At 48.0% G+C, this 14,306-nt stretch carries 12 protein-coding genes; 11 read left to right on the plus strand and 1 reads right to left on the minus strand.

What is annotated here, in order from left to right:
* The first annotated feature begins 1 nt into the window (after nt 1).
* The 3 genes from glgX (at nt 2) to msrB (ending at nt 4,218) form a co-directional block, all read left to right on the plus strand.
* Nucleotides 2-2,098 (plus strand): glycogen debranching protein GlgX, encoded by a 2,097-nt coding sequence (glgX, locus tag HHX48_RS01235; protein ID WP_191021822.1) that lies wholly within the window; start codon nt 2-4, stop codon nt 2,096-2,098.
* Between the two features lie 149 nt (nt 2,099-2,247).
* Nucleotides 2,248-3,798, plus strand: a complete 1,551-nt coding sequence (gene gndA / locus HHX48_RS01240; RefSeq protein WP_191022575.1) for an NADP-dependent phosphogluconate dehydrogenase — start codon at nt 2,248-2,250, stop codon at nt 3,796-3,798.
* 18 nt (nt 3,799-3,816) lie between these two features.
* On the plus strand, nt 3,817-4,218 hold the full coding sequence (gene msrB / locus HHX48_RS01245) for a peptide-methionine (R)-S-oxide reductase MsrB (RefSeq protein WP_191021823.1): 402 nt from the start codon (nt 3,817-3,819) through the stop codon (nt 4,216-4,218).
* Between the two features lie 126 nt (nt 4,219-4,344).
* Here msrB and HHX48_RS01250 read toward each other — a convergent pair whose 3' ends face one another.
* Complete coding sequence (locus HHX48_RS01250; RefSeq protein WP_191021824.1) at nt 4,345-5,217, minus strand: DUF2989 domain-containing protein; 873 nt, start codon at nt 5,215-5,217, stop codon at nt 4,345-4,347.
* A 130-nt stretch (nt 5,218-5,347) separates the two neighbouring features.
* Between HHX48_RS01250 and HHX48_RS01255 the strand changes: the two genes are divergently transcribed.
* The 8 genes from HHX48_RS01255 to HHX48_RS01290 all read left to right on the plus strand — a co-directional run bounded on the left by HHX48_RS01255 (nt 5,348) and on the right by HHX48_RS01290 (nt 14,246).
* On the plus strand, nt 5,348-6,793 hold the full coding sequence (locus HHX48_RS01255) for a glyceraldehyde-3-phosphate dehydrogenase (RefSeq protein WP_191021825.1): 1,446 nt from the start codon (nt 5,348-5,350) through the stop codon (nt 6,791-6,793).
* A 110-nt stretch (nt 6,794-6,903) separates the two neighbouring features.
* On the plus strand, nt 6,904-7,503 hold the full coding sequence (locus HHX48_RS01260; protein ID WP_191021826.1) for a TlpA family protein disulfide reductase: 600 nt from the start codon (nt 6,904-6,906) through the stop codon (nt 7,501-7,503).
* A gap of 151 nt (nt 7,504-7,654) precedes the next feature.
* The gene (locus HHX48_RS01265; RefSeq protein ID WP_191021827.1) at nt 7,655-8,782 is read left to right on the plus strand and encodes a M14 family metallopeptidase; all 1,128 of its coding nucleotides are present in this window, start codon (nt 7,655-7,657) and stop codon (nt 8,780-8,782) included.
* A 59-nt stretch (nt 8,783-8,841) separates the two neighbouring features.
* Nucleotides 8,842-10,503 carry an alanine/glycine:cation symporter family protein gene (locus HHX48_RS01270; RefSeq protein WP_191021828.1) on the plus strand — a complete coding sequence of 554 codons (1,662 nt, stop codon included), beginning with the start codon at nt 8,842-8,844 and terminating at the stop codon, nt 10,501-10,503.
* A 132-nt stretch (nt 10,504-10,635) separates the two neighbouring features.
* Entirely contained in the window at nt 10,636-10,965 is a 330-nt protein-coding gene (locus HHX48_RS01275; RefSeq protein ID WP_191021829.1) for a zinc ribbon domain-containing protein, read from the plus strand.
* Nucleotides 10,962-11,246: a YeaC family protein gene (locus tag HHX48_RS01280; RefSeq protein ID WP_191021830.1), complete on the plus strand. Its 285-nt coding sequence runs from the start codon at nt 10,962-10,964 to the stop codon at nt 11,244-11,246. The genes HHX48_RS01275 and HHX48_RS01280 overlap by 4 nt, the downstream gene beginning before the upstream one ends.
* On the plus strand, nt 11,236-14,031 hold the full coding sequence (locus HHX48_RS01285; RefSeq protein ID WP_191021831.1) for a DUF349 domain-containing protein: 2,796 nt from the start codon (nt 11,236-11,238) through the stop codon (nt 14,029-14,031). Before HHX48_RS01280 ends, HHX48_RS01285 begins: the two co-directional genes overlap by 11 nt.
* Nucleotides 14,028-14,246: a hypothetical protein gene (locus HHX48_RS01290; protein WP_191021832.1), complete on the plus strand. Its 219-nt coding sequence runs from the start codon at nt 14,028-14,030 to the stop codon at nt 14,244-14,246. Before HHX48_RS01285 ends, HHX48_RS01290 begins: the two co-directional genes overlap by 4 nt.
* Nucleotides 14,247-14,306: the final 60 nt, after the last annotated feature.

Below are 14,306 nucleotides of genomic sequence, written 5' to 3' on the forward strand. Positions count from 1 at the left end.
CATGCAGAATACCATCATGAGACAAACTGCCGGTACGGCAGAGCCGCTTGGGGCAACAATTACCGATTCGGGGGTCAACTTCGCGGTTTTTTCGCCAGAAGCCACCGAAGTGATTTTGTGCTTGTTTAGTGCAGATACTGAAGAACCGGTGAACGAATTTATTCTGGAAAATAAAACCGGCGATATATGGCACGGGCATATCAGCGGGATTGGGCATCATCAGCATTATGCATACCGTGTCAACCGCGGAGAAAATGCATTACTGGCGGCGCCAACCGATAAACTGTTGATTGACCCTTATGCGAAAATGCTCAGTCGGCCGATACACTGGAATGCCCGCCAGTATCAAAATGATTCTCACTTTATGATCCCCAAGGCGCTGGTTATTGATGAGCGAGCTTATCAGGTGCCCCGGCCTCCGAAACCGGCTATAGCGGACCACCAGCGCATTATTTACGAGACCCATGTAAAGGGGCTGAGTAAAGCACATCCGGATGTGCCGGAAGAGCAGCGCGGAAAATATACCGGCGCCTGTCACCCGGCTATTATCAAACATCTTAAGCAGCTTGGCGTGACATCGGTGCAATTTATGCCCATGGCAGCCTTTATGCCAGAACCTTATATTACCGAAAAAGGCTTAACTAATTACTGGGGCTATAACCCGGTGAGTTTTTTCGCACCGGAACCTCGCTACGCAATATCTGATGCATTAGGTGAGTTGCAGTATATGGTGGATCGGTACCACGAGGCCGGGCTTGAGGTTATTGCCGATGTGGTTTTCAACCATACTGCAGAAGGGGGCAAGGGAGGACCGGTACTCAGCTTTAAAGGATTTAGTCCTTATCATAGCTACCTGTTTGAACAGGCCCCGAATGGTGAGCTGGTGTATAGCAACCATTCAGGGTGCGGAAATACGGTGAACACTGCGTCACCATCTATGATGCAACTTGTCATGGACGCAATGCGCTACTGGTTAGACATTATTGGCGTTGATGGTTTTCGGTTTGATTTAGCTGTGTCGCTGGGCCGAAGTCCGCAGGTATTTTCTGCTCATTCAGCCTTACTACAGGCCATGCGCCAGGATCCGGTTGTAAAAAACGCTGTTTTAATTGCTGAACCATGGGATATCGGACCTGACGGCTATCAGCTTGGACAGTTTGGCCATGAATGGCTGGAGGTCAACGATAAGTTCAGAGATACCGTGCGAGCATTCTGGCGGGGTGACGAGGGGACTGCACCCGACTTTGCCACAAGGCTGATGGGATCTGATGATGTGTTTACCCGTGGTATCAGGCCGATTTACACATCAGTGAACAATATCACCTATCACGACGGCTTCTGTTTGCAGGATTTGGTGAGTTACGCCAAGCGACACAATCGCGCTAATGGCGAAGAAAACCGGGACGGGCACGGGCATAACTTGTCAGCCAATTATGGTATCGAAGGTGAGACAAAAGATGCTGATATCAATGCGACACGCGAGCAGCAAAAGCGTAACTTATTTGCCACACTGATACTCGGCCAGGGCACGCCACATGTGCTTGGTGGTGATGAGCTAAGCCGCACCCAGCAGGGCAACAATAATGCCTATTGTCAGGACAACGACATCAACTGGTACGACTGGAGTCTGAACAAGCGTAAGCAGGACTTTCTTGAGTTCTGCCAGTACATCATCGCGCTTCGGCAAAACAGTGACTTATTGTCACACCTGTTAATGGAAGGTGACGATTGGCAACAACAGGTCAATGTAAAACGAATTACCTGGTTTGTTCCTGATGGTTCGGAAAAAGAAATCGGCCACTGGCACGCATCAGATAATCGCTCATTTGCATTAGAAATTGTGGGTAAAGCACCCGGGCGCGGGCATGCTGAGCATTGGTATATTTGTTTTAATGCAGATACAGATGCTGTTCAGTTTACATTGCCAGAAACAGCGCAGCATTCAGGCTGGCGGTTAAAACTTGATACACACTATTCGTCTGTTCGCGAACAGCCTGAGCTATGCGTGCAAAAAGTGTATCACGCAGCAGGTCGCACAATGGCGATTTTTCACATTGAGAAAAACGTCCCCAATGTTGATACCTTAACCACTGTTTAAACAATGCTCATGTGAGAAAAAACACAGGCTGTACATAATCGAATACGATCCAATAAGCACTTTTTTTCGTTGAGAATCTTCCTTTAATAGTGTTGTGGCGCGCATCGGGTGATATCATGCGCAGCCATCTGCAACATAGGGTGGAAACCATGCAAAACGAAGATGGAAAGCAAGACGCACAACAAAAGTGTGATATCGGATTTATTGGTCTGGGCGTAATGGGCGCGAACCTGACGCTCAATCTGGCTGATAATGGTTATCGGGTCGCGTGCTTTGACCTGGATCAGACTAAAGTTGACGCTATCCTGGCTAAAGATAACGCTGAACGTGGTGATAAACCTGCACGCCTTGAAGGCTGTAATTCCTATACTGAGCTACTCAGCAAGCTCAAAGCTCCTCACCTTATCATTCTTTCAGTGCCTGCCGGCGATCCGGTTGATCATGTTTGTAACCACCTTATTGACGCAGGCATTAAAGCTGACGATATCGTGATTGATACCGGTAACAGTCTCTGGACAGACTCTGTTGAGCGCGAAGAACATTACAAAAGTAAGTTTATCTTCTTTACCACCGCCATATCCGGCGGTGAGGTAGGCGCGCGATTCGGTCCCTCGCTGATGCCATCTGGTAACCCTTACGCCTGGACCCGCATTGAGCCAGTCCTAAAAGCCATCGCAGCGAAAGTTGATCCGGAAACCGGCAAGCCGCTGGAAACATATACACCCGGCCAGCCTGTAACTGAAGGCGAGCCTTGCGCGACTTACATCGGTACCATGGGCGCCGGACACTATGTAAAGATGGTCCACAACGGTATTGAATATGCTGATATGCAGCTTATCTGCGAGACCTATCAGATAATGCGTACCGCACTTCACATGTCTGCTGCTGAAATTGCAGAAGTGTTTCGTCGCTGGAACGACGGAAAGCTTAACAGTTACCTGATGGAGATTAGCGCAGAAGTGCTTGAACAGGCGGACCCTGAAACCAAACAGCCTCTGGTTGATGTGATCCTTGATAAAGCCGGTCAGAAAGGCACCGGCCTGTGGACGGCGGTTAGTGCGTTGCAGGTGGGAAGCCCGGCGCAGACGATAACGTCAGCGGTTTTTGCCCGTAGCATTTCCGCGCTTAAAGAAGAGCGCGTGGCCGCCAGTGAAATTCTTAAAGGACCGCATGCACCAGCAATGTCTGATGAAGAAAAAATGGAAGCGGTTCATAAACTGGAGCAGGCGCTTTACTGCTCGAAGATTTGTGCTTATGCCCAGGGCTTTCAGCTTATGGCGACGGCGGCCAATGAACATGGCTGGGATCTGGACTTTGGTGAAATAGCCAAAATCTGGCGGGCCGGCTGTATTATTCGCGCGGTGTTCCTGCAATCCATTGCTCAGGCGTATGAAAACAACGAAGGTCTCAAAAATCTGTTGCTGGATCCGTTTTTTGCTGACCAGATAACAGAAATGCAGTCGGACTGGCGTACATCTATTGCTGATGCCACGATGGCTGGCATACCCTGTCCGGCAATGATGTCAGCGTTAAGCTATTATGACTCTTACCGTTCAGCAGTATTGCCGGCTAACCTGCTGCAGGGCCAGCGGGACTACTTTGGCGCGCATACTTTCCAACGCGTGGATAAACCTGCAGGTAAGAAGTTTCATCTTAATTGGAGCGATCCGGATCGTCCCCAGGTTGCTATTAAAAAATAAGCAAAGTGAGGAGGCAGTATGCGAAAAGCCAATCAGACTGAACTAACAGATGAAGAGTACAAAGTTATTCGTCAATCTGGTACCGAGCGGCCGTTTTCGGGTGTGTTACTTGATGAAACCCGCGATGGCGTGTACGTGTGCAAGTCGTGCGGTGCGCCTCTGTTTCCTTCAGACACGAAATTTGATGCCGGGTGTGGCTGGCCCTCGTTTTATCAACAGGCTGAACAGGATAACGTGGGTTACCGTGATGACAGCTCTCACGGCATGTCACGTACAGAAATTTACTGTAAGCAATGTGATGCGCATTTGGGCCATGTTTTTCCAGATGGACCGCAGCCTACTGGTCAGCGATACTGCGTAAATTCAATATCCATGAATTTTAAAGCAGAGGGCGATGAGGATAATCCGGTAAGAGGATGATGCCTTCACATCTGGTTATTATTTAAACTGGTCAGACCGATAAAAAAAGAGCGTACAAGATGTACGCTCTTTTTTTATGGAATATTTGCTGAATATTCAATATGAAAACTGAAAATTTGTTACGGCTTACAGGTCATTAATGCCGGCCCGGTACGCATTAAATTTTCCCGCTTCCAAATCATCAATCACTTTTTCTGCCATCGTTTCTATCGCATCAATGTCTACATCTGAAGCGATAGCCATTTGTTGATAGGCAGGTAAATCAACCGGGGCGTCAAAATGATGTGCGACATTTGCCCACAGGTAGGCTGCAGCCAGATTATTCTGATCAATCGCCAACGTACTCAGGCTTAAAAAGACAGCACTTTCGACCATATTGTTCTCATCGACACGCTCAAGCGCATCGTAAAGGGTGTGTCTGGCAGCCTCTTCATCGGTTTTTATCTGCAAACTTGCAAGTGCAACCAGTAACGCAGGATCGTTGTGCAATTCACCACTTTTCGCATACTGCATAAAGCGATCTCTTGCTTCAGCATCGCTGAACCTTGACCAGTGATAATACGCCAGATAGGGGTTATCCGCGTTTTGAGTTTTCCAGGCCAAACGTTTTAACTCACGTTCTGCCGTCAATAAACCTTTCATTCTGCCGGCTTCTTTTTCCCGGTGCTTGATGTGACGAATTCCCGCCGCTTTGGCGATACACACCTTATACGCTTCCCACTTGAGCAGCATTTCATAGCGCTGCTTATCAGTAGCTTCACTTTGGTGATTGAACCGGTGCCGGATGATTTCAGCTTTTTCTGATCGACACCAGGCATCAGGATTGAGATCGTCACACATCGCCGGTGAATCCTCGCAGATTTGAGCGATACTTTTCTCACCCCAGTTATCACAGCCGCTCAGAGACAGAGCAATGCTGCAAATCAGAATTGACGAAAACTTACCAAAAGAACAGAGGCGGGGAAGGGAAAATGACTGTTTATTGTAATTTATCAACAATTTGGTGTTCCTTACTACCTTATCTAGAATACCAGCGTTCATAACCGAGCGACTTACTCACCTAGTGTACCCTAAATAACAGTTCGGTATGTTCACTTTCTAAACTATTTTAGTCGATGAAGGCAAAGGCATGAATCAACAGTTCGAACAGGAATTACAAAGTAGCTGGCAGGAACGTCAGGAGTATGCAGAAAAAATGCTACCGATTATAGGTAGCCTCTACCGCAAATTCGCCGTAGAGATTTCTGTATATGGTCGTCCACTTCTTAATGCCAGCGCTATTGATGTGATTAAGGCGCACCGGATGGTGCGGTTACATGAAGGCATTAAGCTGCGTCTTCGGGAAAGCTGGCCTATTCTGGAAGCGCTTAATAAGATGACGCTGGCACCTGCACAAATTGATATTGGTAAGCTTGCTTTTGACTTCCACTATGGTTCGGCTGTTGATGAGACTGATCTGGACGCCTATCTGCGCCAGCAGTTACAAAGTGTTGTCGATAAAGAGGACAATCAGAAGCCTCGCGACGTGGTTTTATATGGTTTCGGCCGTATTGGTCGACTGATGGCTCGCCTGTTGATTGAACGACAGGGCATGAACAACAAATTGCGCCTACGCGCTATTGTTGTGCGTGGCGGCCGTGAGGGAGATCTTGAAAAGCGCGCCAGTCTGCTGCGCCGCGATTCAGTGCATGGCCCCTTCAATGGCAGTATCACGGTCGACGAAGAACGCCAGGCAATAAAAGCCAATGGTGCGTTCATTCAGGTTATTTACGCCAATAGCCCTGACGAGGTTGATTACACGCAATATGGTATTGAAGATGCCATTGTGGTTGATAACACAGGGATCTGGCGGGATCGCGATGGCCTGGGTCTGCACCTGAAGGCAAAAGGCACCGAAAAGGTCATTCTGACGGCGCCAGGTAAGGGTGATATTAAAAATATCGTCCACGGTGTTAACAGCGACAGTGTCACTGCGGATGATAAAATTCTGTCTGCTGCCAGCTGTACAACAAACGCCATCACACCGGTGTTAAAAGCGCTGGATGAAGAATATGGCATAACAGGTGGACACGTTGAAACCGTACATTCGTACACCAATGACCAGAACCTTATTGATAACTACCACAAAGCTGAACGTCGTGGACGCAGTGCACCATTGAATATGGTGATCACGGAGACTGGCGCGGCTAAAGCCGTGGCTAAAGCGTACCCGAAACTAGAAGGTAAGCTTACAGGTAACGCTATACGTGTACCGACACCCAATGTTTCTTTGGCTATTCTGAACTTGAATCTGGAAAAGCAAACGGACAAACTGCAACTGAATGAGTTTTTGCGTGATACGGCATTATTCTCACCGCTGCAACATCAGATTGACTTTACTGCCAGTAAGGAAATTGTTTCCAGTGACCTGGTCGGCTCACGTGCCGCCTCAGTGGTAGATTCACAGGCTACAATTGTGGCGGATAATCGAGTTACGCTGTACGTGTGGTATGACAACGAGTTTGGTTACAGTTGTCAGGTAATGCGGGTGGTTCGCGATATGGCAAATCTTGCTTTCCCTACGCTTCCTGCTTGATCGTCAGAAGAATAAAAAGCCGACATTGTGGATTCAATGTCGGTTTTTTTGTACCTTGATGGAAATAACACGTAGTAAACAACGTGTTAAACATTTCAAGGGAATAAAGAATGAACAGAAATAAATCCCTGCCATGGTACAGACGCTCGCTGGTGCGCTGGATTCGCGACATCGCGATTATTGTTGCGGTTATCTACGGAATCAGCCAGTGGCAAATGCGCGGGATGCTATCCACTGATGGGGATGTTGCCCCTTCAGTGACGTTTGTCAAAACGTTGAACGGCGAACCCTACACAATCTCTGCCCGGGCAGGGAAGCGTACCCTCATCTACTTTTTCGCTCCCTGGTGTGAGATTTGTAAAATGAGCATCAGTAATACCGATGTGGTGGATAAATCACGTTATCAGGTTTTCAGAATTGCACTGGACTATGACAGCGTTGCGGATGTAAAACGCTTTATCGAAGAAGCTGACGTGACGGGTCCTGTTTATCTGGGTAATGCGCAACTGAAGTCCAATTTTCAGGTCCAGGGCTACCCCTCCTACTATTTGTTAGATGAGCAGTTTAACGTGGTCGACCGGGCACTGGGATACTCTTCGGCCGCTGGATTACGGGTTCGTACCTGGCTGTCTTCGCCGGGGCCGGATGTACCTGGTGCTAAAAAATCGAAACCGGCAAAAAACGTTCCACAGGTTGAGGCCGGTGACTAACGTGGTGATTCGGTATACAGGTGTCACTTTCTTTGAACACTTTTGCTTTCAATGCGCCTGTTATCAGTGAAGTAATACGGTTTAAACATGGTATTAACCAAACACAGTATGCTAAATTACCGCGCAAACGCATCTGAGGAACATCGACGATATGCATATTTCCAGTCAGTTTGACAGTGGTAACATTCGCGTAATTAACGCAGATTCACCAGAAAATATTACCCTGGCAATAAATAACGATAATCAATCTGATTTTTACCAATGGTTTCACTTCAGACTTTTTAGTGAAACCTTCGTAGCCCACAAAATCACCATTACTGAACTTGCCAAATCGGCGTATCCGGATGGCTGGAAAGATTATAACGTGCTGGCATCGTATGACCGTCAGACATGGTTCCGCGTAGACAGTGAATTCGACGGTGACAACCTGTCTTTTGAGATAACCCTTGAACAGCCATCTATTTATTTTGCCTACTTTGTACCGTACAGCTATGAGCGTCACCTTGATTTGGTAGGCGATGCGCAGATGTTTTTAGATTGCGAGCATCGATTGTTAGGTCAGACGCTAGACGGACGCGATCTCTCACTGTTGGTTATTGGTGATGAAGCCGAGCATAAAAAGAAAGTATGGATCACGGCGCGTCAGCATCCCGGCGAGTCAATGGCCGAGTGGTGTGCAGAAGGGTTAATCTACCGTTTGCTGGATGAAGAAGACGGTCTGTCGAGACAACTTCTGGAGCAGGCCACCTTCTATATCATTCCAAACATGAACCCGGACGGTTCTGCCCGAGGCCACCTGCGCACCAACGCGGTGGGTACAAACCTTAACCGGGAATGGGCCGAGCCAACAGAAGAAAAGAGCCCTGAAGTTCTCTACACCCTCCAGGCAATGGACACCATTGGCGTTGATATGTATCTGGACCTGCACGGTGATGAGGCTCTACCGTATAATTTTGTCGCCGGCAGCGAAGGCATTCCATCTTACGATGATCGCCTGAAAAAGCTGGAAGACAACTTCAAACAGGCATTGCTGACAGTGACACCGGAGTTTCAGGATGAGCACGGCTACCCTAAAGATAAGCCGGGCGAAGCCAATCTGACTGTGGCATCTAATGCGGTAGGCGAACGATTCCATTGTCTGGCCTACACGTTTGAAATGCCATTTAAAGATAATGACAACTTACCTGACCCGGTATTCGGCTGGTCGGCGCAGCGCTGTCAGCAACTTGGCGAAGATATTTTGGTGGCAATCAGAGCGGTTGTGCCGGATTTGCGCTAACGCAAAAAATAATAAAACACACAAAAAAATAAAATAACAAATATATAGGGGAACCTGTTTTGGAAGGGTTGTATAATTTTCTAACGTCGTTAGACGGCGTGCTGGGAGGCTCGCCGTGGTTTCCGTTCGTCTTACTTGGCGTCGGTCTGTTCTTTACCATTTACCTGAAGTTTCCTCAGGTCCGATACTTCAAGCATGCCTGGAAAGTCGTCTTTGGTAAGTTCGATAAAGGCAATGAACCGGGCGATACTACGCACTTTCGTGCCTTGACCACAGCGCTTTCCGGTACTGTCGGTACGGGTAATATCAGTGGTGTGGCGTTTGCACTTTATCTTGGTGGTCCGGCAGCGCTGTTCTGGATGTGGGCAACCGCGTTTTTTGGTATGACAACAAAATTTGTTGAAGTTACCCTGTCGCACAAATACCGGGTACAGACCGAAGACGGCACTATGGCCGGCGGTCCCATGTATTACATGGACAGACGTCTGAATATGAAATGGCTGGCTATCGCGTTTGCGGTAGCAACAGTAATCTCTTCTTTTGGTACGGGTAACCTGCCGCAAAGTAACGGTATCGCACAAAGCATCGAAGCGACCTTCGGGTTTGATCCCGCTATTGTTGGTAGCGTGCTGGGTATTCTGCTGGCGTTGGTTATTCTGGGCGGTATACAAAGAATCGCAGCCTTTACAGCGCGTGTCGTGCCGCTAATGGCCGTCATTTACATGATAGGTGCTTTGGCGGTTATTTTTGCAAACCTGGAAAATATCGGTCCTTCATTCGTTGCGATTGTCAGTGATGCCTTCAGTGGTTCAGCAGCAGCGGGTGGATTTTTGGGAGCCTCGCTAGCTTACGCGTTTAATAAAGGGGTGAATCGCGGATTATTCTCCAACGAAGCTGGTCAGGGCTCTGCGCCGATAGCGCACGCCGCTGCAAAGACCAAAGAGCCAGCATCAGAAGGCATGGTGTCATTGTTGGAGCCTTTTATAGATACCATCATGATTTGTACGATCACAGGCTTGGTCATACTGTCTTCCGGTGTCTGGAAAGAAAAGCATGAGAACAACTTCGATCGTTCAGACATGTACTTTGTGCAGGGAACGTACGATGACCAATCAGCCGAAGATGTTGGTAAGCTTTATAACTTCCTGAATGAAATCAAAGACCACGATATCCAGCCCTACAGCGGTGATATTCGCATCGTCAACGGCACAGCGGTTTCAGATGGCTTTACCCTCATCAACGCGCGTTCAGTTGCCGAGGATGTGAAGTACTCTGTCAGTGGCGAAGATCCCTTCACCGGCACTCTGAAAATCGTAGATGGTAAGCCGGTTAAGGATAATCTGGAGGTATCCGGTAAATCATTGGTGCATTCAGCGGCACTGACGACAATTGCCTTTACCCGTGGCTACTTTGGTCATTGGGGACAGTACATTGTCTCAGTAGGCCTCATGTTGTTTGCATTCTCCACTGCGATAGCGTGGTCATACTATGGCGACAGGGCAATGACTTACCTGGCTGGACCGCGTTCTGTCATGCCGTACCGGGTCATTTATGTGGCCGGTTTTATCTGGGCAGCATTTTCAGATACCACGTTGGTCTGGGCACTATCAGCTGTCGCAATTGTAATTATGACTCTGCCTAACCTGTTTGGTATATTAATGCTAAGTAAGGAAATGAAGCAGACAGTAAATGATTACTGGGCAAAATTTCACAGTAAATAACTAGCCTGCTAAAATGCGTGTCCGCGTGGATAGGGATGTTAATTCCATTTTACGTTGACACGTTTTTTTTATCTGGTGTATTTGGACCAGACACACGCCTGCTTTCCCATAATTTGTAACCGTGGAGTTTTCATGGCACTAATCGATTGCCCATCCTGTAGTAAGAAAATCTCTGACAAAGCTGACAGTTGCCCTCACTGTGGTTTCGGACTGGCTGATGCCTCGTCAGAAGATATTTTGCGTAAACAGCAACTGAAAAAATTTCAGAAGCTACAAAGCATTCAGAATCAATCAATGTTTGCCATGCTGCTATTTGTAGCCGGTTTCGGCTTTATGTACTGGGGTGGCGCTGCAAAGGGTGATTTACAGTATAATCTAGCGGTGCTTTCCGTCGTAGTCGGATTTATCTGGTACATCGTCAACCGTGTTCGTATTTTAATTATCAAACGATTCTCCTCATGAATATAGAAGCACTTCTTGATGCCATGACACCTGAGGTGTATGAGCGTCTGCGCCAGGCCGTCGAAACCGGAAAATGGCCGGATGGTACCCCCCTGACTGCTGAGCAGCGTGAAAGTACTATGCAAGCTGTTATGTTGTATCAATCCAAAATTGAGCGTTCAACAGAACATATGACCGTCAATGAACAAGGTGAAATTGTTCATAAAAGTAAGCGGGATTTTCAGCAGTCACTCAAGCAGTCCGATCAGGAAATAGCGCGGTTTAAGCAAAATGATATTTAAACGTTTATTTACGCCTTCCCACCAAAGCGCCGAGCCCGAAACACGGCTGGCCGCGGTTGATAAGCTCTCTCCCGACAAGTCTCAGGATAAAGCAATTCTGCATGAACTTGCTTTCAATGATGCTGACGCTGATGTCACGCTGGCCGCGCTGCGTAAACTGGATAAGTTTGCGCTGTGGCAGAAAACGGCACAACTGTCACGCTCTGAGAAGGTAAAGCGTATAGCCCGACAAGAGGTCGAAAAGGCTGTGCTGGCAGAGCAGGGAAGAGCGCTTGATACCCAGCAACGTATTGATTATCTCAAAGAATCTGCAGACAGTGATTTGATCCGCCGTGCGCTAGTGAAACCAGTTGAAGGGCTGGACGATAGCACAATATTACAACTGGTCGCTAAAGTCGGACAGGACAACTTTACCCTTCAGTATTATCAGACTCAGGCGTCTGAGCACGTTCGCAAAGCGTTAATTCAGGCAGCTTCGGATGCACAGTTAGACAAGTTTTCGCGCAAAGAGTCCAGTGACTCACTGATTCGCATCATTGATGAGCAAAAACAGATGCGAGAAGCGCTAAAGCGCAAGCCTGAGGCAGTGCGTCAGGCGTTAACGCTCTTATTTTCGAAACTCAACGCGTTATCAGATAAGGCGGATTATGCGGAAATTAAGCGTCGTCTGTTATTGCTTAATGACGAATATCATCAGTTAAGCAATGAATTCAGTTGGCTGGATGATGCGTCACGTGCACTAGCCAGTGACAAGTTTAAAACGCTGAGTGCGCGTGTAGATGCGCATCTTGAAAAGCTTCGTCCTGCATGGGAAGAAGCGCAGCAGTCTGAACAATATCAAGCCTTGCTGGCAGACGCGCACACAGCTTCAAACGCTGCTGAGAATGCAGTTATGGCATTATATGGCCCTGATCGTACGTCGGTGGCAATGGCGTCCGTTGAGCAAGCTAACTCCTGTTTAGAGGCGCTGGAAAGTGCAATCAGGCAATTGCCACAGCATACAGGTCAGTCACACGAGCGCACGTCACTGAATGAAAATCATGAGCGTCTTAGTCACCTTATCGCGGTCTTTCCTGCGCAGCAGCATCTTGCTCAGCAATTTGAAGCATTTTTGCAATCTGCCGATGAATTGCCGGTTGTGTCACAGCAATCACTGAACACACTTGAGGAAGAGTACAAGGCATACACGCTGAAAATAGCGCAGATGCCGGATGCCTGGTCATCTGCATGGCGTGATATCAGAAAGCGTCATAAGCAAGCAATTAAGTCGGCAAAAGCAGCGGACGATGAAAAAATAAAATCGGTCAGACGTTTAGTAAGCATCGTGGGTAGTTTAATCAGCGAGGGCCGGTATAAAGCAGCGCTGTCACGCTATGCAAACCTTAAGGCGCAATTTGACGCACTCAGTGAAAGTGAACAAAATCGCCTGCGTCGCCGGTTTGACGATATTCAATCACAAGTCGAACGCCTGGAAGGCTGGCAGACTTATCTGGCAGCGCCTCGTAAGCCCGAACTGCTGGCGCAGGCTAATATGCTGGCCAGTCAGCCCCCCGATAGCATTAAACAGCGTGCAAAGCAGATTAAAATACTGCGTGAACAGTGGCAAAGCTTAACGCAACCCGGTGACAACAGTGAAGAAGCAAAGCAATTCGATACTGCGTTGGAGCTGGCTTTTGCGCCTTGCAGAGCCCATTATGCAGAACAGGAAGAAGCACGGGAAAGCGCCAGACAGGACCGGTTACGTCTGATTGAAGAAGTAAAAGAGCTTGGAGAGTCACAGGATGATGTAGCGGCGACCGCCAAACGTTATGAGCAGCTTAAGCAGGCGTGGCGTAATGCCGGCCAGGTTGAAAAGTCAGTCTATGAGCAGCTTAGGTTGCGTTGGGAAGATGCATCGTCCAGTGTTAATAAGCGAGTATTGCAATGGCATCAACAAAACCGCGAGCAGAAGCAGGCGTTAATCAATGCAGCGAATGCGCTGTTGGATATGTCAGAACGACAGGAGGCCGCAGCCCAGGCCCAGCACCTTCAAAAAGAGTGGAAGCAGATAGGCCATGCCGGTCCTAAATATGAAAATAAGTTGTGGCGGGCATTCAAGCAGGCTAACGACACATTGTTTAACGCGGTTAAATCTCAGCAGGCTGACCAGAAAGAAAAGCAGCGCGCAGAAGCGCAGCAATATCTTGATAAGGTTGATACGTTATTGTCACAGGTAACTGAAACCGAACCAGCAGAAGCGAAACGTCTACTTAGCGAAATTAAAGCTGATGCGAGCCCGTTTCGTAAATCCGTCCCCAGGCTGGATAAAAAGCTGAAACATGCTGAGGCTGTTTTGCGTGATGCCAGAGATACTGAGCAAAGCAGGAACAAAAAAGCACAGTATCGTGCGTTGATTAAGGGATTGGACGCGTGGAAGGATTTCACTTTACCAGCGTCAACGCAGATGTCGGATGAGATCTGGCAGGCAATGAATAAGCAACATCAGGCAGTGATGCTCAAACCCATAACCGTGGATAATGACCGTGAATGGTTTACTACCCAACTGGAATTGCTTGCTGATTGCCCCAGCCCTGAATCAGCCCTCGCGCAGCGGCAGGATATTCAACTGGCAATGATGATGGATAAGTTAGAAAGTGGCGAATCATATTCAATTGAAGACACGCTACTTAAGTGGATTTCATGTGGTCCGGTGACTGATAACGACGCTGCGTTGTATTCGCGTTTCTGTGAAGTTGTTGAGCACCGATTGATTAATTCAAAACCAGATAAGGGCATTGAGCAGTGAAAGTTCAGATTGAATACGAGTTTCAGACTGAGCAGTATGCGTATCGTTTCTTAAATACGGCCATGCATATGGAGGCCGAAGCACTGAAAGTAAAACTTGGGCGTACAGATCACCACGTGTCAGTGGCTTACCAGTATGCAGATCATGCCTTTGACTCTACCGCAGCAGATCTGGACGATCTGGCCCGAGAATTAGGCGGAGAAGAGGTCAGATAATAGCCAGCGCATACGCGTTTTGCTTTTCAGACCTCAACAGAATCACAGTCTCGGATAAGC

It is taken from the genome of Salinimonas profundi (genome assembly GCF_014750655.1).
Lineage (GTDB): Bacteria > Pseudomonadota > Gammaproteobacteria > Enterobacterales > Alteromonadaceae > Alteromonas > Alteromonas profundi_A.